This is a genomic window from Sphingomonas sp. 28-62-11 (assembly GCF_002278865.1).
Taxonomy (GTDB): domain Bacteria; phylum Pseudomonadota; class Alphaproteobacteria; order Sphingomonadales; family Sphingomonadaceae; genus Sphingomonas.
This window is the reverse complement of the sequence record NZ_NCGB01000024.1, coordinates 14,506-35,079: the sequence shown is the minus strand read 5'-3', so window position 1 is coordinate 35,079 and position 20,574 is coordinate 14,506. Positions and strand designations below refer to the sequence as shown.

Genomic DNA, 20,574 nt, shown 5'->3' with positions numbered 1-20,574 from the left:
GATGGTGCGGCGCTGGGGGCTGGTGGCGCTTGCCGTTGCCCTGTCGGCATGCAGTGCCCGCACCGTGCCGCTCTCTCAGGGTCCAGCGCCGCAAGCGGGTTCGCAAACACGGCCAACGCCCGCGCCGACGCAGTCTGCACCGGAAATCGTTACTGCGGTTGCGGCAGGGGTGGTGGCAGGGCCGCCGATCCGCGAATTACCACTTTCCCGCGATCAGGCAGTGCGCGCGCTCGCTGCCTTTCGCACATCCTGCCCCAGCCTGATCAAGCGCACCGATGCGACCGGCCTGACCCAGGGCAGTGATTGGCAAGCGGCATGCACCGCCGGTGCCACGACGGCCGATGATGACGCACGCAGCTTTTTCGATCGCTATTTTGAGACCGTGAAGGTCGGTGACGGCAGGGCATTTGCCACCGGCTATTATGAACCCGAGATCGCTGGATCGCGTGTCCGCCAGCCGGGCTATGAAGTGCCGATCTATGGTCGCCCGACCGATCTGATCGATGTCGATCTTGGACTGTTTTCCGAGACGTTGAAGGGTCGCAAGATCCGGGGCAGGGTGGAGGGAACGAATTTCGTCCCCTATCCTGATCGAGCTGCGATCGAGACAGGGGCGATCGAGCGTACCGCGCCGATCATCGCTTGGGCGGCCGACCCCATCGAGATATTTTTTCTGCAAATCCAGGGATCTGGCCGATTGCGTCTGCCCGATGGTGGAATCATGCAGATTGGTTATGAAAGCCAAAATGGGCGCGATTACACCGGCATCGGTGCATTGATGCGGCAGCGTGGGCTACTCCAGCCGGGCCAAACCTCGATGCAGGGCATTGTCGCCTGGCTGCGTGCCAACCCTGATGAAGGGCAGACGATTATGCGCGAGAATAAAAGCTTCGTGTTTTTTCGCGAGCAGCAAACCGCCGCCAAGGGGGCGATGGGCTATGTCGTCACGGGCGGCGTGAGCGCAGCGGTCGATCCAAAATTTGTGCCGCTGGGCGCGCCGATCCTGCTCGCCATGGATCGCCCCGAGGCATCGCGTCTATGGATCGCGCAAGATACCGGCGGCGCAATCCGGGGCGCCAACCGCGTCGATACGTTTTGGGGCGCGGGGCCAGAGGCGAGCGTGATTGCAGGCGGCATGTCTGCTCGCGGCAGTGCGTTTGTGTTCGTGCCACGCGGTACTCTTGCTCGCCTGTCGGCACCTCCACAATTGCCGGGGCCTTCTTCGTCGGGGAGCCCGAATGGCGGAGCGCCGCTTAACCGCTGACGAAGCGGCACTTTGGCGGCGCGTCATGGCTACCGTTCGACCAGCACGGCCGGCCTCGCCAAAACCTGCTCCTGTGGCGCCCGCGCCCGCTGCCGAAAAACCGTCACTTTCGAAGGCTGCGTCCAGGCCCCCGTCATCACCACCACGCGCGCGGCCAGCGTCTGCCGAAGTGTTGAAACCCCAGCCCAAGCTCGGCACGACGCTTGATGGCAGCTGGGATCGCAAGCTCGGCAGCGGCAGCGTGGTACCCGACAGTTCGATCGATCTGCACGGGCACACGCTGCAATCGGCGTATGGCGTGCTCGACGCCGGACTAGACCGCGCGATTGCGCGCGGTGATCGGATATTGCTGCTGATCACTGGCAAACCGCCCCGCCCCGAAAGCGAACGGCCCCATGCGCGCGGGCGGATTCGCGAGGCGGTGGGCGACTGGCTTGCAGCGTCGCGCCATGCCGCGAACATCGCCTCGGTCCGTGCCGCGCACCCCCGGCATGGCGGGGCGGGGGCGCTTTATATCGTGCTGCGCCGCCCCCCGAACGATCGAAAATATTAACCTTTTGCTGGCAATTTGCAGCTCTGTTCGGATGCACTGCATCTATCACGCAAGGGGTCATACGCCGCGATGGGAGGTGCTTCGCTCAAAAGTCGCGCCATCACCTTCGCGATGGCCACGGGTGCGGCGTCCTTCATCCTAGCGCTCGCGGCAACGTCGAACGGGCAGATCGACAGCGACAGCGTCGCACGTGCGCTAATCCCCGCCATTGTTTGCGCGGCAATGTCATGGGCATCGGCGGAGCGCGCGATTTCAGCCACCGCTGGCGCGATTGACGCGGCGATCGCCCGGCTCGCCCGTGCGGCGCACGGTGATCTTGAAGGTGAAATTCCGCCGGAAATCGCTGAAAAAGTGCCACAACTTGCACATGCGATGGAAGGGCTGTTCCAGCAGATTGCCGCCAATCTGGAGAGCGTGCATCGGCTGGCGATGTTTGATCCGGTGACCGGTTTGCCGAACCGCACACACTTCCGGCGCAGTTGCGAACGTATGCTTACCGAATTGCCGATGGGCACTGATGCCGCCCTGTTCTTCATCGATCTCGATCGATTCAAATCGGTCAACGATACGATGGGCCATGCGATGGGTGATATGCTGCTGGGCATGGTCGCCAATCGGCTGCGCGCGGTGGCGGATCGGGTCACCTCCGAAAGCGGCGGTGACGTGGCGCGACGGCAGCCCCTGATCGGTCGGCTTGCGGGTGACGAGTTTACGATGTTTTTCCCCGAGCTTCCCCATCCCGCCGATGCTGCGCGGATCAGCCGCGGCGTGCTGTTCGCGCTCGGTGAGCCGTTCGACCTGGGCGGGCATGATATCGAAATTGGCGCGTCGATCGGCATCGCGCTGCGTCCCGAACATGGCAGTACCCTCACAGAACTGATGCGCGCTGCGGATGCCGCAATGTATCACGCCAAGGCATCGGGGCGGGGGCGTGCCGAGCATTTCACCGAAACGCTGGCGGCGCAGATCGCCGATCGCGCGCAGTTGGAATGCGATCTGCGTGAAGCGATTTCGCTCAATCAGTTTGCGTTGGTTTTCCAGCCCCAAGTCAGCGTGCTTGACGGTCGGATCGTTGCTGCCGAAGCATTGCTGCGTTGGCGCCACCCGACGCTTGGCGTGAAACTGCCCGGCACGTTCATCAAGCGCGCCGAGGAAACCGGGCTGATCGTTGAAATCGGCGAATGGGTGATCGAGACCGTCGCCGATACGATTGCACGCTGGGGCGACAAGGGGATCGAGCAGCGGCTTGCGATCAACATCTCGCCGCGTCAGCTCGATCATGCGGGCTTCTTCCGCCGTTTGCGTGATGCGATGCACGCCGCCAATGCTCCCGCCCGGTTGCTCGAACTCGAAATTACCGAAACGCTCGCGATGCATTGCAGCGATGATGTGATCGAGGCGATTTCGGCGCTGCGGGCCGATGGCGCAACGATTGCGATCGACGATTTCGGTACCGGCTATTCAAACCTGGCGCGGTTGCGCGATCTGCCCGTCGATCGGGTCAAGCTCGATCGCAGCCTGATCGAACATATCGCGGTGAAGCCAGAAGCACGCACAATCGTTCAGGCCGTCATCGGGCTGATCCACGGGCTGGGCTGCGAAGCGGTCGCCGAGGGAATAGAAAACCAGGCGCAGGCCGATGTGCTGCGCGTTATCGGCTGCGACGTGATTCAGGGCTATGCGATCGCCCACCCAATGGACGAGGATGACTTCATCGCGTGGTCACGCACCGAACAGCGTCAGGCGCTGGCCGGCTGAAGCGCGGTGGTGACGATATCGGCATAGATATCGCTCAGCACGGCAAGATCATCGAGCGCGACGGCCTCATCGAGTTTATGCATCGTCGCGTTGACCAGCCCGAATTCGACTACGGGACAGATTTTCGACAGGAATCGCGCGTCGGATGTACCGCCAGTCGTGGACAGTGCTGGATGGTGCCCCGTGTGCCGGGCAATGGCATCGGCCACTAGGGACGAGAAGGAACCGGGCAGCGTCAAAAACGCTTCGCCCGATATCCGCGCGGTGACGGTGGCGCCAGGGGCATGCGCCTGAGCCAGCGTCGTAATCCGATCGACCAAAGCGTCACCACGTTGCTGATCGTTGAAACGAATGCTGAGCCGCGCGCTTGCCTTGGCGGGGATGACGTTGGTGGCCGGGTTGCCGACGGTGACGTCGGTCACTTCGATGTTGGAGGGCTGGAACCAATCGTTGCCGTGATCGAGCTCGATCGCGTTGATGTCGGCCAGCAGCGAAACCAAGCGGCGGATCGGATTATCGGCCAGATGTGGATAGGCGACATGCCCCTGTTTGCCAGGCACATCGATCCAGATGTTGACCGAGCCGCGCCGGCCGATCTTGATCATGTCGCCCAAGCGGTCGACCGAAGTCGGCTCGCCCACCAGGCAAAGATCGGGACGGAGGCCGCGCGCGGCCATGCGGTCGATCAGCGCGACGGTGCCATAGGTGGCCGGGCCTTCTTCGTCACCGGTGATGATCAGGCTGATCGTGCCTGCGTCAGCTGGAATACGCGCGACGGCAGCGACAAAGGCGGCGATCGCGCCCTTCATATCGACAGCGCCTCGACCGTACAGCAGATCTCCGCGAACTTCGGGGACGAACGGGTCGCCCCTCCATCCGCTGCCTGGCGGTACGACATCAAGATGCCCGGCAAAGGCGAAATGCGGCCCGGCTGTGCCGCGCACCGCGAGCAGATTTTCGACCGGTCCATCGGGCGCCTCGCCTGCTACAAACCGTTCGACCGCGAAGCCCAGCGGCACCAGCGCCTGTTCGAGCACGTCAAACACGGCGGTTGAGGCGGGGGTGACGCTCTCACAGGCGATCAGCGCCTTGGTGAGCGTGGTAACATCGATCGCGGCCAACATGACTTGCCCTTACGTGCCCATCGGCCGTTCATATTTATCGATCACCCATTCTTCTTCCTGGGCGGCGGCGATCCAGTCCTGCATCCAGCGATGGCCGATAACGGCATCGACATAGGCCTGCGCGAAGCGGGGCACAGGCAGGCCATAGGTGACGAGCCGCGTGCAGACGGGGGCAAACATGATGTCGACCGCGCCGAACGCGCCGAACAGCCAGGGTTCCTCGCCACCAAAGCGCGCGCGTGCCTGCGCCCAGAGTTCGAAGATGCGCGATAGCTCGGCCGCGACTTCTTCGTCGGGTGCTTCGGGCGTGAAGATCTGGCGGACGTTCATGCCGTGGCGGCTGCGCAGGGCGGTGTAACCCGCATGCATTTCCGCCGTCATCGATCGGGCCAGACCGCGTGCGGCCAGATCGGCTGGCCAGAAGCGGGTGCCGCCGGTCTGGCTATCGAGATAATCGATTATCGCCAGGCTGTCCCACACCACGGCATCGTCGTGCCACAGGGTGGGCACCTTGCCGCCCGAAGGAGCGAGATCAGCCGCGGCACGGCGTGCCTGCCAGTCGGCATCGAACATCGGAACCACGACTTCCTCAAAGGGAAGGCCCGATTGCTTGCACGCGAGCCAGCCGCGCAGCGACCAGGACGAATAGGCTTTGTTGCCGATGATGAGCTTTAGCATGGCGCCAGCGATAGCGTTGCGCAGGGGCCCTCGCAACCGAGCGTTGCCGTGGCGGCTAATCGCCCCGAAAGGCGTCGTCGACGATATCCTGAAGCCCAAGGCTGCGCAGCACCAGCGCGCCCTCGATCGAGATCATCAGACCTGCTGCATCGGCGGCGCGGGCCGCTGGCGTTGGGCTATCGAGCTGCGCGGCTCCCCAGGCGAGGAATCCGCGGCTGATCTGCGCGCCGACATCGCGGTAAACCGGATCACCCCTACCAGCGAGGCTAGCTACCTCAAGCCAGATCCGCATATAGGGCCACAGCGCTTCATCGAACACAGTGGTGAGTAAGGCCTTGCGCAGCGCAATGACGGGCAGAGGGGTGGGGGCCCGGTGCGCGTCGAGCATCGCCACCAGCCGTTGAGCGATGCGCTCGAGAATGGCGCCCATCACCTCGGCCTTGTCCTTGAAGTAATAGAGCAGCATCCGATCGCTGATTCCGGCCGATTTTGCCATTGGCCGCAGGCTGGATGCGGACAGACCCTCGGCCAACACATGATCCGCCAGCAAGTCGATCAACACATCGCGACGTTCGTCCGACTTTACCACGGCAAGGCTGTTCCTTGATGAGCGCCTTCGACTCAATCCGATCCTGCTCGCCAAAAGTCCAGCCCCGCCGACGTCGCAGCGATTGGATACCCTCGCGACCGCCATTGGCCATCGGTGCCAGTTTGGCCCTGATGAGTGCCGCAAAGTGCAGAACGCTCCAATGTTTCCAATACCATGATGCGCAGCTGCAACACTGTTGGACGATTGTAATTGATCCGAAACAATCTCGTTGCGGCGCTGTCATCGATGTCGATAGGATCGCGGGTTGGCGCCGTCCGGTGCCCCGGCTGTCGGGCCCAGCGCCCTTCGCCCAAGCTACCGGATAGGCAGCCCGAACAGGCCAGACGCCCGTGATCCTCGGGCTCGTTGCGGAGATGAAGAGATGACGTTTAGTATTGCCGATACCGACCGGTTTACCGCAATCGCGCGCCGCGCGCTCGGCCATTGGGGTAGCGCGTCGTTGATCGCGATTGCCGCCTTGTTGGCAGCCAGCCCCGCCGCCGCGCAAACTGCGCCGGCCAGTGACGGTGCTGCCAAGGCTGAAGTTGCCGAAACGAGCGATATCGATCTCGTCGTCACCGCGCGCAAGCGTGAAGAGAGCCTGCTCGACACCCCGATCGCGATCAGCGCCTTTGGGGGCGAGACGTTGAAGTCGCTCAACGCCCGCAACCTAGAAGATGTCGGCAAATACGTCCCCAACCTCACGATCAGCCGTTATGGCGTCGGCAACACCGCCCAGGCAGCGATTTTCATCCGCGCGATCGGCCTGCAGGATCACCTGATCACGACCGATCCTGGCGTCGGCGTTTATCTCGACGGCGTCTATCTCGGCCGCCAACTCGGCTCCAACTTGTCGCTCCAGAATATCGAGCGGGTCGAAGTGCTCCGCGGGCCGCAGGGCACGCTTTATGGCCGAAACACGCTGGGCGGTGCCGTCAACATTGTCACCCGCAAACCCGGCAGCGAGGAATCGGTCGAGGTTGACGCGCAGGTCGGCACGCGGGGTCGGATCAACGGCAGCTTCTACGCTGATACGCGGATCGCACCGACGCTCGCGATCTCGCTCAACGGCAGCTACCAAAGCCGTGACGGTGTAGGCGATGCCGTCAACATCGCCAATCCCAGCGCACGCATCGGCGAGCAAAATGATTTCAGCGGCCGCGCGGCTGCCTACTGGACGCCGAGCGACGATTTCTCGGTGTTGACCTCCGTCGATTTCGTGCGGTCGCGCGGCGGCCAGTCGCCGTACAAGGTCGATATCTATGATCCGATCGCCGCAGGCTTCACCCAGGCGACGCAGGTCCGTCCTGACGATTCGGGCACGGACGTCCCCGGGCTCGAAACGACATCGCTCGACCTGTTCGGCGCCTCGATTACGGTTGAAGAAAAAATCAGCGACGAGATTTCGACCAAGTTCATCACCAGCTATCGCCAGACGAAATACACCGGCGGCCTTTCCGATACCGACAATATTTCGCGCCAGTCGGTGTTCCCTGAGTCCGGCGAAGCCGAACAGGTGTCAACCGAACTGCAGCTGAATGGTGAGTTCGGTTCGTTCAACTTCGTCACCGGTCTCTACTATTTCTACGAAAATGGCAGCAACGATTCGTCTCCGGCGTTTTTCTTCGGCGGTGATAGCAGTTTTACGCTTCAGCAGACCACCAATAGCTATGCGGCCTATGCCAATGGCAGTTACAACATTACCGACAAGCTCTCGATCGGTGCCGGTGTGCGCTATTCGAAGGATGACAAGCGAGCGACGGCGCAGTTCACCAGCTTCCCTGGCCCCATTACCCGCACCGCCAGCTATGATGAAGTCACCGCGCAGGGCAATATCACGTACAAGTTCACCGACGACGTGTCGGTCTACGGCACGATCCAGCTCGGCTATCAGCCGGGCAGTTTCACGCCGCGCCCGTTCGGTGGCCCGGCATCGTTCAATGCTTCACCAGAGACAACGGCGACCAACTATGAAATCGGCTTGAAGGGCCGCATCACCCCCAATTGGGTGGTGCTGCTGTCGGCCTTCACCACGACCTATGATGATCGCGGTTTGCCCTATTCGTTCATCAACGCGAACGGTTTCAATACGGTGATCATCGCGGCCGATGCGCGCGCGCGCGGCATCGAGGCGGAAACAACCGTCACGTTTGGTGGATTCCGGCTGAAGGGCTCGCTGGGCTATCTCGACAGCAAGATCACCAGCGTGAACTCGCTGCCACCGGCTTTCTTCCCAACGGGCGGTACGCCGGTCGCGGGCGCGCCGACGGCACTAAGCCCCGAATTTACCGGGGCGGTCACCGCGAGCTACACCTATGGACTGTCGAACGGTGGCGCGATTACGGCACAGGCCGATTATTCCTATCGCGGCGAACAGTTCGGCCAGCCCGTCGCCCGCGCCACCGAACTGATCGACGCGCGCAGCCTGGTGGGCTTCAACCTGAAGTATGAAAATGAAGCCCGCGATCTGGCGTTCAGCATCTATGGCAGCAACATCTTCAACAAGGTCTACGATCAGGGTCGTCTTGACCAGGGCGGCTTTGTCGGCGTCGTGGTCAGCAATGATCGCAGCGAGTTCGGCGTTCGGCTGACCAAGAAGTTCCGCCAGCGTTGACCTTTTGATCGGACCGGCGCGGCATTTGCGGCGCCGGTCCGATGCAACGATTTAGCGCAGCGTGATGAACACTGGGTTCGAATAAAACCACAGATCGCTCCAGGGATCCTCGCCGAGTGGATCGGGGGTGGGCTCAAGCTCTGTCGTGCTGGTGCCGCGAACGCGGATATAGCTGTCGCTTGCTAGGCCGGTCAGCCGGTGGGTCATCGTCAGCACTTCGCCATTCGCCGTCCAGTCGGCGGCGGTGAAGCGGCGAACGATTCGCGTCGTCGGGTTCGTATCGCCGTCACGGTCGGGACGCTTGCCGGTAACATCGCCGATGATCAGATCCACGCGCACCACGCCAGGCGTCCGGCCTGCGCTATTTGGGGTTGCTGGATCACGCAGCCGAATCGTGACGGTGACATCGTTGCCCTGCGCGATAACCGAGCCGCCAATACCGGCGCGACGCCTGCCTGCTGATACAGTGACATCAAGTTCGGAGACGAGATCGCCGGTCGTGACAAAAACCCGCCCTTGGCGCAATCCATCCAGGATGTCGGCATGTGAAGGGCGCGCGTGAACATAGGTTTTGGAATATTCGCCCGGCCAGAAATCGCTGCCGCCCTCGCTGTAATGGCGATGTGAGTCCGACGTCGAGGTGACCCACCAGCGGCGCCCCTCTCCCAGCATCGAATCCCAGAAGCCGCCGAGACGCGCGGTCATCTGATCAAACCCGCCAAGCGTGGGTGAGCGGCGATAGCTGCCGCGTGCACCTGTGGCGTCATTGCTGCCGTCGCGGTTAAGTGCACTCGCCTGATGCCCGGGTGCCCCCTCCATGCCGATCGCGACGCGAGGGGCAGTGTCGTTCCAGTCACGGAATTCAGCAGAGCGATATTGGCCATACGCACCAATCGCCGTCGCCGAGCGTGACGGGTGATTGGCGATAACAACGGGCGCAGAAGCGATGTCGCGCATAAAGCGCAGCGCATCAATCATCCGGGGTTCCGCGTCGCGCGCCGGGTCAAGCGGCCAGGCATCGCGTTCGGAAAAGCGCGATTCGATCTGGCGCAACGTTTCGCGTTCCGCTGGGGTGCCGGGTATGATGAGACTGCTGTGATCGCCGCCCGGCGTATCGAACTCCATGCCATAAAACTGAACGATTTCGGGCACGTCGCGGCGCGCCTGGATCAGTTCGGGATAGGCCTGCTCGGCGTTGAGCTTCGAATGATTGGGGCCACCATGATCGGTGGCGACCATCCATGACAAGCCGAACTTACGCCCCATCTGCGCGTTGCGGGGGATGGGGTAGACGCCGTCGGCGCCAAGGATCGGCTGTGGGGGTGTGGCAGGATTGGCGGGATCGGGCTTATAGTCCGCGCTGAAGCGGCTGTGGACGTGATGGTCGCCTGCCATCCATTTGCGGCCGCGGCGATCGGCTGCAGTCGGCTGCGCCGGAACGGTGGCAGGCGTAAAGGCTGGCTTGGCATGGCCATGGCCTTCATGGGCGTGGCTTTCGGCTGCGGCAAAAAGAAGGGTAAGCGCGGAGATGCTGGCCATCGTGCCGCCGAGCATTGGCAAAAAACGCATGGAAACCCCCTGAGGACGATCCGATCGACGCCGGAGCCTCCACTCGGCTAAGCACCGACTGTTACATTCGTAATCAAGCCGTTCGATCTAATGCTTATCCGATCGCTTCGATCACCGCCGCGCGCAGTTCCGCAATGCCGAACCCGACCTCGCTTGATGTCGCCATGATATCCGGATGCGCGGCGGGGCGTTTGCGGGCTTCCGCCGCCGTCGCGTCAGTTACCTTCAGCAGCTCGGTCGGCTTGATCTTGTCGGCCTTGGTCAGGATCAGCCGATAGCTGACGGCTGCCTTGTCGAGCATTTCCATGATTTCATGGTCGACATCCTTCAGCCCATGGCGTGAATCGACCAGCACCAGCACGCGCTTCAGCACTTGCCGCCCGCGCAGGAAATCATTGATCAGGAACCGCCATTTCTTGACCATGTCCTTGGGCGCCTTGGCAAAGCCATAGCCGGGCATATCGACCAGCCGCAGTTTCAGGGGATCACCCACATCGAAGAAATTCAGTTCCTGCGTTCGCCCCGGCGTGTTCGAGGTGCGCGCGAGTGCATTGCGCCCGGTGAGCGCATTCAGCAGCGACGATTTGCCCACGTTCGATCGGCCGGCAAACGCAATCTCGGGCACATCCGGTTCGGGCAGGAATTCCAGCGTCGGGGCGGATTTCAGGAAGCTGATCGGCCCGGCAAAGGTCACCCGTGCCGCCTCGATCATGTCCGCGTCGAATTCAGCCATTCAGGGTCATTTCTTCGCTGGCGCTGGCACGAGCATCTCGGGGTGCCGGGCGTACAGCATCCGTTGCTGTAGGATGGTGAGGACGTTCGAGGTGATCCAGTAAAGCTGCAGGCCGACGGCGAACGGCGCCATCACGAACATCAGCATCCACGGCATGATCGCGAACACCTGTTTCTGCGCCTCGTCCATCGGGGCGGGGTTCAGTTTGAACTGGAAGTACATCGATACGCCCAGCAGGATCGGGATGATGCCGATCGCGATGAACACCGGCGGGGTGAAGGGCAGCAGGCCGAACAGGTTGATCGGCGTCAGCGGATCGGGCGCGGCGAGATCGCGGATCCACAGGACAAACGGCTGGTGGCGCATTTCGGTCGATAGCAGCAGCACCTTGTACAGCGCGTACATGATCGGGATCTGCAACAGCGTTGGGCCGCAGCCGCCGAGCGGGTTGACGCCTTCGGTCTTGTACAGCGCCATGATTTCCTGCTGCTGGCGGGGCTTGTCGTCCTTGTAGCGTTCCTGAATCGCCTTTTGCTTGGGCTGGATCGCCTTCATCTTGGCCATCGATGCAAACTGGCGTTGCGCGATCGGGAACAACAGACCGCGGATCGTTAGCGTCAGCAGGATGATCGCGACGCCGAAATTGGTCGTCAGGCGGAACAGGATATCGAGATAATAGAAGATCGGCTTTTCAATGATCTGAAACCAACCCCAATCGATCGCCTTGTCGAAGTTCACGATGCCGCCATCGTCCTGATATTTGTCGATCAGCCGCACTTCCTTGGCGCCCGCAAAAAAGCGCGATGACGTGCGCGCGATCTTGCCCGGCGCGATCTTGACTGGGGTGCTAGCGTAATCGGCCTGGAACACATCCCCCGCAGCGCGGAAGCCCGCATGGACCTGCGCATTCTGGTCAGGAACGAGGGCGGCGAGCCAATAGAGATCGCCAAAGCCGAGCCAGCCGCCCTTGGCATCGAAATAATTGGCGCCTGCCTTAACAGAGGTGCCGAAGGGCGCGTCGAAAAAGCCGGGCTCGACGCCCTTCAGGTCGGGATAGCCGATATCGTAATTGGCGCCGACGCCGAATACGCCGATCGGGCCGACATGGTTGACCCAGGTGTCGACATCCTTCGATGCGCCGGTGCGGGAGATCAGGCCGTAGGGGCGCAGGGTGACCGGGGCGGCGGTCGCATTGGCGGCCGCTTGTTCGATCGTGAAGAGATAGCCGTCATCAACCGCGATCTTGATCTGGAAGCGTAGACCCTGTGGGTTCGCCCAGCTGAGCGTCACTGGCTTGCCGGGGGTAAGGACGGCCGAGTCGGCGGTCCAGACTGTGTTCTTGTCGGGCAGTGCGACCCCGTCGCCCGCCCAGCCGAACCCGGCGAAATAACTGTCCGCCGCGCCCGATGGCGACAGCAGGCGCACTGGCGGGGCGTTCTTCTTGATCGTTTCCTTGTGGCGCAGCAGCACCAGATCGTCGAGCCGAGCGCCCTTCAGGTTGATCGAACCCTTTACCGCGGGCGTCGTGATCGCCACGCGCGGCGTTTCCGCCAGCACGACAGCGCGATCGCGCTTCACCTTGGTTGCATCGACAGCAGGGGCGGTCGCATTCGAGGTGGCGGTGCCTGCAGGGGGCGTGGCGGTCGGGGTACCCGGCTGAGTGCGTGCCACTGGCGGGCGCTTGGGCTGGGGAAACAGGCTCTGCGACACAATCGGCCAGCCGACCAGGATCAGCGCGGCGATCGCCAGGAACAGCACCATGTTGCGATTGTCTTGATTCACTTGGAACAGCCCCGATCGTGCAGTCTTGGAATATCAGGGGACGGGATCATAGCCTGATCCGCCCCAGGGATGGCAGCGCGCGATCCTTTTGGCCGCGAGCCACCCGCCTTTCAGCGCGCCATAGCGGCGAAGGGCAGTGATTGCATAGGCCGAACACGACGGCGCAAAGCGACAGGACGGCGGCAGGATCAAAGAAGGGCCGAGTTGCCAGCCCCGCGCGACCAAAATCAGCAGCTTGGCGATCACCTCGCGACCTTCGCCAGCGCGCGGGTTAAATCAGCCTCCAGCACCGCGAAACCGCGGCTCAAGCCATCAGCGCGACCGATCAACACATGATCATGACCCGGCAATCCGGCGACCGGCAGCACCGCGCGCGCGAGCGCCCGCAACCGCCGTTTCAGGCGATTGCGTACCACGGCATTGCCGATTTTCTTGGTAACGGTGAAACCGATCCGCATTTCGGGGGCGCCATCCGCTCGGTCGCGCGCCAGCAGCACGAAACCCGGCATCGGCGCGCGCCTGCCCGCATTCGCCGCCAAAAAATCGCGGCGTGCGGTAAGCGTTGTTATGCCGACAGCTTCTTGCGACCGCGGGCGCGACGGGCGCGCAGGACGTTGCGACCGCCCACCGTCGCCATCCGCGCGCGGAAGCCGTGGCGGCGTGCACGCACCAGATTGCTCGGCTGAAAGGTCCGCTTCATCACTCATTCCCTGATCTACAGAATGGAAAAGGCCGCCAATAACGGCGGCCGGTTGATCAGAGCCCTTAAGCGAGGGCAACGCGCAAGTCAACGATCGCGCGCCATTACACGCGGCGTCCGCTGATCATGTTGCGCGCCATTCGCCAAAACTGGCTCAACCGCGACAGTTTTTTGCCATCCTTGCCCAGCGGACGATCACGCTCGAACCGGCGCAGCGCGCTCGCCCGCCGCAGGCCGAGATCGGCGACATTGCCCAGCTGCGGCCAGCGACGCTTAAGCCGCACGAACACCCGCTTGGCCAACCCTGAGTTCTGCAACATCAGCGCCAGGCCAGCCGCGAACACGAAAACACCGCCCGGCCCCGGGATAACACCGACAACTGGCGAAATCACGATGACTAACGCGCCTAACATCGTGAGCCCGGTGCGAACGGCGGCGCTGCGCGGGCGAAGGACGTGGGTCTTGCTCACCTTGTGGGATGTGGGGTGGGTGTGTTGTTTTTGCAAGACAGTCCTTCGTGTGCTTTCCTCATTTAAGAAAGCGTTTATGAACAGGTGATTAGCCGCGCGGGCGAACTGCGCCGGGATTAGCGGGGCCGGAGGCGATGGTCGCAATCGTATCGACAGTGGCGTATCTGGGTCTGGAAGCGCGCGGGGTGGAGGTGCAGGTGCAGGTCGCGCCCGGCGTCCCTGCCTTCAATGTCGTGGGGCTTGCCGACAAGGCCGTTGCCGAAAGCCGCGAGCGAGTTCGCGCCGCCATCGCCGCACTTGGCCTGGCGCTGCCGCCCAAGCGGATTACCGTGAACCTGTCGCCCGCCGATCTGCCCAAGGAAGGATCGCATTACGATTTGCCGATCGCGCTCGGCGTGTTGGGGGCGATGGGCGTAGTCGATGCAGAGACGCTTGCCGATTATATCGTCGTTGGGGAGCTTGGCCTTGATGCGCGGATCGCGACATCGCCAGGCGTACTGCTCGCCGCGCTCCACGCCTCGGCTGAATCGAAAGGGCTGGTCTGCCCCGCCGCGCAAGGGTCCGAAGCCGCATGGGCAGGCACGATCGAGGTGATCGCGGCGCCTGACCTGCTGTCGCTGCTCAATCACTTCAAGGGCCACGGCCTGCTCGCTGCCCCGCAGCCGGGCGAGGCAGAGCTAGCCGATCAAGGCCCCGATTTGCGCCAGGTAAAGGGCCAGGAAACCGCCAAGCGCGCGCTCGAGATTGCAGCGGCTGGCGGGCACAATCTGTTAAGGTCGTGTCAAGCTACACTTTCATAAGCCAAGGCCTTTGTAGCGACTTGCCGCATTCGCTGGTTCGCAAGGCGGCTAATTGCGAGCACAATAGCACAGCGCAGCGTTATTAACATCCGCGTCCGCCATGTCGCCGTGTGGACGCCTCAAAAATAGGCGTCAAATCTCTCCTTATGACGGCGCCGTGAGGTCGGAAGCGACAATAAGGGTGGGTGCACGAACCCGCTGCGCGGGAGGGTGCGTGGGTCGCGGTTGAGGTAAAGGAACGGGCGTTGCGCGCCGGTTGAGCGCTGCGGGCAGCAGGCAGAGCATCGGGGTTCCACCAGAAGGAGCCCTGCCATGAACATCATCATACCCGTTGCTGCTGTCAGCCCGCTACGCCAGCGTCTCATCGACGAGATGGAGATGCGGCGTTTCTGTCGCGAGACTCAGCGCAACTACATCCGCGACGTCGGCCGGTTCGCCACGTTCCTCGGGCGCTCACCCGACACCGCGACGGCGGAGGATGTGCGACGCTTTCAGGTCGAGCAGTCCGATCAGGGAGTGCCGGTGCCGACCATGAACAGCATCGTATCGGCGTTGCGGTTCTTCTTCCTGCACACGCTCGACCGGCCAGACCTGGCGCGCAAGCTGGTCCGCATGAAGCGGATCCGCAAGCTGCCTGTCGTGCTGAGCCCCGACGAGGTGGCGCGACTGCTCGGCGCGACCAGGTGTCTCAAGCACCAGGCGGCGCTGTCGGTCGCCTATGGCGCGGGCCTGCGCGCGGCCGAGGTCGCCGCCCTCAAGGTGCGCGATGTCGACAGCGAGCGCATGCTGCTCCGGGTCGAGCGCGGCAAGGGCGGACAGTATCGCAACGCCATGCTCCCGGCCGGCTTGCTCGCGCTGCTGCGGGAGTGGTGGAAGGTTGGGCGGCAGGAAGGGGTGATGCACCCCGACGGGTGGCTGTTCCCGGGCCAGCACTATCTCAAGCCGCTGAGCACGCGGCAGCTACACCGTATTGTCGTCGAGGCAGGCATTGCGGCGGGGATCGACAAGCGGATCGGCCCCCACACGCTGCGGCACTGCTTTGCGACCCACCTGCTCGAGGACGGGATCGACGTGCGGATCATCCAGGCGCTGCTTGGTCACGCGAAGCTGGACACCACCGCATACTATACCAAGGTCGCGACCCGCACGATGCGCAACGTGACCAGTCCGCTCGACAAGCTGACAGCAGTAACCAGGGGAGGAGCAACGGGCGGCTGAGGTCGCGTGCGCGCCTCACTCGAGGTCGCCGACATCTTCCGCGCCGCAGGGGCAGCCTATCGGGCGGGCCATGCCGGACGCTTGAGCCTGGACAAGCTGAAGGTGATGTCGGCGATCGAGCATTGCCGTACCGCCGTGATGGGCGGCCATGTCGATTCCTGTGAGGACTGCGGCCACTGGCGCGTGTCCTATAACAGCTGTCGGAACCGGCACTGTCCTCGGTGCCAGGGTGCCGCGGCGCGCACCTGGCTGGCCGAGCGCGAGGCCGACCTGCTGCCGGTCGGCTACTTTCACGTCGTGTTTACGCTGCCGGCCGAGGTCGCCGATATCGCGCTTCAGAACAAGGCGGCGGTCTATGGCCTGCTGTTCCAGGCGGCGTCGGAGACGATGACGACCATCGCCGCCGATCCGAAGCACCTTGGTGCCCGCATCGGCATCACCGCCGTGCTGCACACATGGGGATCGGCGATGACCCACCACCCGCACATCCACATGATCGTGCCGGGTGGCGGGCTGTCACCGGATGGGGGTCGCTGGATATCGTCGCGCCCGGCGTTCCTGCTACCAGTCCGGGTGCTGGGCAAGCTGTTCCGCCGCCTGTTCCTTACCCGACTGATGGCGCTGCACGCAGCGGGGCGGCTCGCGTTCTTCGGTGGTCTCGCGCACCTCGCCGACCGGCGCGCGTTCCTGCGCCACCTGTCACCGGTTCGCAAGAAGCGCTGGGTCGTCTACGCCAAGCCACCGTTCGCTGGGCCCGAGACGGTGCTCGCCTATCTGTCGCGCTACACCCACCGCGTGGCGATCTCGAACAGTCGGCTCATCCGCTTCGACGCGAGCGGGGTCACGTTCCGCTACAAGGATTATCGCCAGAGCGGTGCCAACCGGCAACAGGTCATGACGATCTCCACTGACGAGTTCATCCGCCGCTTCCTGCTCCACGTCCTGCCCATGGGCTTCCACCGCATCCGCCATTACGGCCTGCTCGCCGGTGCGACCCGCAAGGCTCATCTCGACCACGTCCGTCAGCTGCTTGGCGTCGCGCTACCCGCGACTGCCGATGCGCCGATCGAGCCGGACGACGTGCGGCCACCATGCCCGTGCTGCGGCGGCCACATGGTCGTCATCGAGACGTTCGAACGCCAGCACCAACCCCGCGCGCCGCCCGTGCCGATGGCACCATCCGGAGTCCAGGCGCTGTGACCCGGCACGGCCCGATATCGATCGCCCCCGCAGCGCCACCGCTTCGGAGAACGGAAGGACGCGCGCGTAGCAGCGTCAACGGCATCGTCGCGCCCGGCAAGGTCCGCCGACCGCCTCCTGGAATCCCGTTATCCGCTCTCTCATCTGGCCGGCGCGCGGCGACGGACGACGATAAACACAGCCGGTTAGCCATCACCCCAACCTGCTCAAATCCGAAATCCCCATAGGTCACCGCTTGCGGCCCACGGGTTCGGGCCTCCCAGACTTTCGTACGCCTGCCGGCGCCCGAAACTCTTCAGGGTTGCGGACTGACCGCTTCTATAGCAAGAACGCGGAACGCGGACGCTGCCGACACCTAGAGTTTGACGCGGCCTAATCGCAGGGCATTCACCACCACCGTGAATGAAGACATTGCCATCGCCGCACCAGCGAACATTGGGGACATGAGCAGACCAGTCACGGGATAAAGAACACCTGCTGCTATCGGCACCCCGATCCCGTTGAACACGAAGGAGAAGAACAGGTTTTGACGGATATTCGCCATCGTCGCTTTAGCAAGCGTACGGGCGCGGACGACGGCGGCTAGATCGCCCTTGGTCAACGTTATCCCTGCGCTTTCGATGGCGACATCGGTGCCGGTGCCCATGGCCAGCCCCACATCCGCAGCCGCAAGTGCGGGCGCATCGTTGATGCCATCGCCTGCCATCGCGACGTTTGCCCCCTTGGCCTTCAGTTCGCCGACAATGCGCGCTTTATCTTCGGGCTTCAGTTCGGCGTGAACCTCGTCGAGGCCGCCGACCGCATCGGCGACGATTTGCGCCGTCGTCGGATTGTCGCCGGTGAGCATGATGACGCGCAGCCCCTGTTTGCGGAGCGCGGAAATCGAGTCCCTGGCATTCGCCCTGATCGGGTCAGCAACCGCGATGAACCCGGCAAGCGCGCCATCGACAGCGACCAGCATAATGCCCGCGCCTTCGCGACGCTTGGCCTCAGATGCCTCGAAGAGCGGCTGTGCATCGACACCAATACGCTGCATTTGCGCGGCGTTGCCGACCACGACGACGTGCCCGCCCACTTTGGCACTTATGCCAGCACCGACCTGAACCTCGAAGCCGTCGGGTTCGGAGAGCGACAGATTGCGCTCCTTGGCGGCCGTCACGATCGCATGGGCAAGCGGATGCTCGGAGCGGGCCTCGACCGAAGCGACGAACCGCAGCAGATCGTCTTGAGCAAGTTCGCCGACCGTCTCTATTCCCACGAGCTTCGGCTTGCCCTCTGTGAGCGTCCCGGTCTTGTCGATCAGCAGGGTGTCGACTTGTTCGAAGCCCTGGAGCGCTTCGGCACTTTTGACGAGCACACCCGCCTGCGCGCCGCGCCCTGTGCCGACCATGATCGACATCGGCGTGGCGAGCCCAAGCGCACAGGGGCAAGCAATGATCAGCACCGCAATCGCATTGAGCAGCGCATGGCCGATACGGGGTTCGGGGCCCACAAGGCTCCAGACGATGAACGTGACGACCGCAATCGCGATCACCAACGGCACGAACCAGCCCGAAATACGGTCAGCGACGGCCTGGATTGGCGCACGGCTGCGCTGCGCCTCGGCAACCATCTTGACGATGCGCGCGAGCATTGTGTCGCTGCCAACTGCCTGCGCTTCCATGACGAGGCTGCCGGTGCCGTTGACCGTCCCGCCGGTGAGCGCGCTCGCTGATTCCTTTGCAACGGGGAGCGGTTCGCCGGTCAGCATCGACTCATCGACCGATGATTTGCCGTCAACAACGATGCCATCGACCGGCACGGCCTCTCCAGGACGGACCCGGAGACGGTCGCCTGCGACGATTTCGGCGAGTGGTACTTCGGTTTCGGTCCCGTCAGGTGCAATCCGCCGTGCGGTCTTTGGCGCAAGGTTCAGGAGCGCGCGGATGGCCTTGCCGGTCGAGGCACGCGCGCGAAGCTCAAGCACCTGGCCGAGCAAAACCAGCGCAACGACGACGCCCGCCGCTTCATAATAGACCGGCACCATCCCTTGCATCTTGAACGTATCGGGAAAAATGCCCGGCACGAGTGTCGCGACAAGGCTGTAAAGGAACGCGGCACCGACACCGATCGCAATCAGCGTGAACATGTTGAGGTGGCGCGTCTTGAGCGAATTCCAGCCACGAACGAAAAACGGAGCGCCTGCCCACAGGACGATCGGCGCGGCCAAGGCAAGTTGGAGCCACGGCGAAATCGCCGCGCTGACGAGATGAAGCCCAAGCAAATCGGTTCCCATCGTGAGCACCAGCAATGGCACCGACAGCGCCGCCGAAACCCACCAACGCCGGGTAAAATCGACCAGCTCGGGGATCGGCGCATCGTCTAGCGAAGGCGCTTCGGGCTCGAGCGCCATCCCGCAGATCGGACAGGAACCGGGACCATCGCGACGAATCTCGGGGTGCATCGGACAGGTCCAGATTGCACCCGCGACGGCGACCGGCTCGATACGTGGACGATCATCAAGGTATCTGGCGGGATCGGCAGAAAACTTTGAAAGGCATCCTGCCGAACAGAAATAATAAGGATGGCCATCATGCGTCGTCGTCAGCGTCGACGCTGAAGGTGTGACGATCATCCCGCAGACAGGGTCTTTTATGAGGACGCCCGTATCTTCTTGGGGAGAGCCCGAACAGCAGTCCTTCACGGCATCGGTCGGGATGGCTGTTTCGGTCATCTGAAATTCCCATCATGGGTAATGATGTCCGGCGGGCCGTAACGCCCGCCAGACATCAGTATCAGTTTGGTTGGGCGAGGATTTTGACACATCGGTCGTGGCTCAGGTTCATCGAGTTCAGTCCTCTGCCCTTCATTTCGCCATGATCGTGAGGACTGCCGAGCCCCATGTTCTTTTCCATTTTTTCGCAAGCTGAACGCTCTGCGCTTGTCGCGGTGCGGTCGCCGGTGGTGGCACAGCCGGCTAACAACATGGCCGGTAAGATCCATATCGAGGTCATCCGAGGCATCGCTTGTTTCCCTTATCGTTGCATTTCGGCCCAAATCGACATTGGCGATTCCAATGTGCTCGCCCATGCACCAAGCCGAGGGTTGCGGTCGCCGCCCCCAACATTATATAATACCCCTCAGGGGTATATGCAACCCGGACCTGGATCAGAGGAACACATGCGAGGATACAGCGGTAACAAGGATGCTTTGGGAAAGCGGCTGGGGCGCATCGAGGGACAAGTCAGGGGGATTGCCGCGATGATCGGCAACGACCGTTACTGTATCGACGTCGTGACACAGGTGCAGGCGGCACGGGCCGCATTGTCCAAAGTCGAGGCCGAACTCTTGCGCGGTCACGTTAGCCATTGTCTCGACGAAGCTGCCGCCAGTGGCGATGCCGAAACGAGGGCGATCAAGCTTGAAGAATTGATGCGCGTATTTCCGCGCATGGCTCAAGACTGACGCTCCACTAGTATTATGTGGCGGGCTTGGTTAGGGCCAATCGATGCCCCCGCATGAAGTCGCTCCTTTTGAACTGTG

General features: G+C 62.9%; 18 protein-coding genes and 1 pseudogene. 8 read left to right on the top strand and 11 right to left on the bottom strand.

Features of this window, described 5'->3' with window-relative positions; genetic code table 11:
- Nucleotide 1 precedes the first annotated feature (1 nt).
- The 3 genes from B7Y49_RS09945 to B7Y49_RS09935 all read left to right on the top strand — a co-directional run bounded on the left by B7Y49_RS09945 (nt 2) and on the right by B7Y49_RS09935 (nt 3,575).
- Entirely contained in the window at nt 2-1,264 is a 1,263-nt protein-coding gene (locus B7Y49_RS09945) for a murein transglycosylase A (protein ID WP_374127431.1), read from the top strand.
- A 169-nt stretch (nt 1,265-1,433) separates the two neighbouring features.
- Nucleotides 1,434-1,817, top strand: coding sequence for a Smr/MutS family protein (locus B7Y49_RS09940; RefSeq protein WP_374127430.1), 384 nt, complete (start codon nt 1,434-1,436; stop codon nt 1,815-1,817).
- Between the two features lie 69 nt (nt 1,818-1,886).
- Entirely contained in the window at nt 1,887-3,575 is a 1,689-nt protein-coding gene (locus tag B7Y49_RS09935) for a bifunctional diguanylate cyclase/phosphodiesterase (protein ID WP_374127429.1), read from the top strand.
- On the opposite strand, the gene dapE is transcribed toward B7Y49_RS09935, so the two are convergent.
- From dapE to B7Y49_RS09920, 3 genes are read right to left on the bottom strand one after another with little or no spacing between them, the layout of a single operon-like run.
- Nucleotides 3,557-4,699, bottom strand: a complete 1,143-nt coding sequence (gene dapE, locus B7Y49_RS09930) for a succinyl-diaminopimelate desuccinylase (protein ID WP_374127428.1) — start codon at nt 4,697-4,699, stop codon at nt 3,557-3,559. The two genes, B7Y49_RS09935 and dapE, sit on opposite strands and share 19 nt — an antisense overlap.
- Nucleotides 4,700-4,708: 9 nt before the next feature.
- Nucleotides 4,709-5,377, bottom strand: coding sequence for a glutathione S-transferase family protein (locus tag B7Y49_RS09925; protein ID WP_374127427.1), 669 nt, complete (start codon nt 5,375-5,377; stop codon nt 4,709-4,711).
- Nucleotides 5,378-5,432: 55 nt separating this feature from the next.
- Nucleotides 5,433-5,966, bottom strand: coding sequence for a TetR/AcrR family transcriptional regulator (locus tag B7Y49_RS09920; RefSeq protein ID WP_374127426.1), 534 nt, complete (start codon nt 5,964-5,966; stop codon nt 5,433-5,435).
- Nucleotides 5,967-6,348: 382 nt separating this feature from the next.
- Here B7Y49_RS09920 and B7Y49_RS09915 point away from each other — a divergent pair, with 382 nt between their 5' ends.
- Entirely contained in the window at nt 6,349-8,580 is a 2,232-nt protein-coding gene (locus B7Y49_RS09915) for a TonB-dependent receptor (protein ID WP_374127425.1), read from the top strand.
- Nucleotides 8,581-8,631: 51 nt separating this feature from the next.
- Here B7Y49_RS09915 and B7Y49_RS09910 read toward each other — a convergent pair whose 3' ends face one another.
- The 7 genes from B7Y49_RS09910 to B7Y49_RS09880 form a co-directional block, all read right to left on the bottom strand.
- Nucleotides 8,632-10,149 carry a phosphoesterase gene (locus B7Y49_RS09910; protein WP_374127424.1) on the bottom strand — a complete coding sequence of 506 codons (1,518 nt, stop codon included), beginning with the start codon at nt 10,147-10,149 and terminating at the stop codon, nt 8,632-8,634.
- A gap of 94 nt (nt 10,150-10,243) precedes the next feature.
- Nucleotides 10,244-10,882, bottom strand: coding sequence for a GTP-binding protein (gene yihA / locus B7Y49_RS09905; RefSeq protein ID WP_374127423.1), 639 nt, complete (start codon nt 10,880-10,882; stop codon nt 10,244-10,246).
- 6 nt (nt 10,883-10,888) lie between these two features.
- Nucleotides 10,889-12,664: a membrane protein insertase YidC gene (gene yidC, locus B7Y49_RS09900; RefSeq protein ID WP_374127422.1), complete on the bottom strand. Its 1,776-nt coding sequence runs from the start codon at nt 12,662-12,664 to the stop codon at nt 10,889-10,891.
- A gap of 33 nt (nt 12,665-12,697) precedes the next feature.
- Nucleotides 12,698-12,910: a membrane protein insertion efficiency factor gene (gene yidD / locus B7Y49_RS09895; protein WP_374127421.1), complete on the bottom strand. Its 213-nt coding sequence runs from the start codon at nt 12,908-12,910 to the stop codon at nt 12,698-12,700.
- Complete coding sequence (gene rnpA / locus B7Y49_RS09890) at nt 12,907-13,233, bottom strand: ribonuclease P protein component (protein WP_374127438.1); 327 nt, start codon at nt 13,231-13,233, stop codon at nt 12,907-12,909. The genes yidD and rnpA overlap by 4 nt, the downstream gene beginning before the upstream one ends.
- On the bottom strand, nt 13,230-13,364 hold the full coding sequence (rpmH, locus tag B7Y49_RS09885; protein WP_294101983.1) for a 50S ribosomal protein L34: 135 nt from the start codon (nt 13,362-13,364) through the stop codon (nt 13,230-13,232). The genes rnpA and rpmH overlap by 4 nt, the downstream gene beginning before the upstream one ends.
- A gap of 104 nt (nt 13,365-13,468) precedes the next feature.
- On the bottom strand, nt 13,469-13,834 hold the full coding sequence (locus tag B7Y49_RS09880) for a hypothetical protein (protein WP_374127420.1): 366 nt from the start codon (nt 13,832-13,834) through the stop codon (nt 13,469-13,471).
- Nucleotides 13,835-13,968: 134 nt separating this feature from the next.
- Between B7Y49_RS09880 and B7Y49_RS09875 the strand changes: the two are divergent.
- The 3 genes and pseudogenes from B7Y49_RS09875 to B7Y49_RS09865 form a co-directional block, all read left to right on the top strand.
- Nucleotides 13,969-14,607: pseudogene (locus B7Y49_RS09875) on the top strand (magnesium chelatase domain-containing protein); the annotation flags it as partial.
- Nucleotides 14,608-14,946: 339 nt separating this feature from the next.
- Nucleotides 14,947-15,852, top strand: coding sequence for a tyrosine-type recombinase/integrase (locus B7Y49_RS09870; protein WP_374127419.1), 906 nt, complete (start codon nt 14,947-14,949; stop codon nt 15,850-15,852).
- A gap of 6 nt (nt 15,853-15,858) precedes the next feature.
- Nucleotides 15,859-17,052 (top strand): IS91 family transposase, encoded by a 1,194-nt coding sequence (locus tag B7Y49_RS09865; RefSeq protein ID WP_374127418.1) that lies wholly within the window; start codon nt 15,859-15,861, stop codon nt 17,050-17,052.
- Between the two features lie 355 nt (nt 17,053-17,407).
- On the opposite strand, the gene B7Y49_RS09860 is transcribed toward B7Y49_RS09865, so the two are convergent.
- Nucleotides 17,408-19,765 carry a heavy metal translocating P-type ATPase gene (locus B7Y49_RS09860; protein ID WP_374127417.1) on the bottom strand — a complete coding sequence of 786 codons (2,358 nt, stop codon included), beginning with the start codon at nt 19,763-19,765 and terminating at the stop codon, nt 17,408-17,410.
- Between the two features lie 167 nt (nt 19,766-19,932).
- Here B7Y49_RS09860 and B7Y49_RS09855 point away from each other — a divergent pair, with 167 nt between their 5' ends.
- Entirely contained in the window at nt 19,933-20,496 is a 564-nt protein-coding gene (locus B7Y49_RS09855) for a metal-sensitive transcriptional regulator (RefSeq protein WP_374127416.1), read from the top strand.
- Nucleotides 20,497-20,574: the final 78 nt, after the last annotated feature.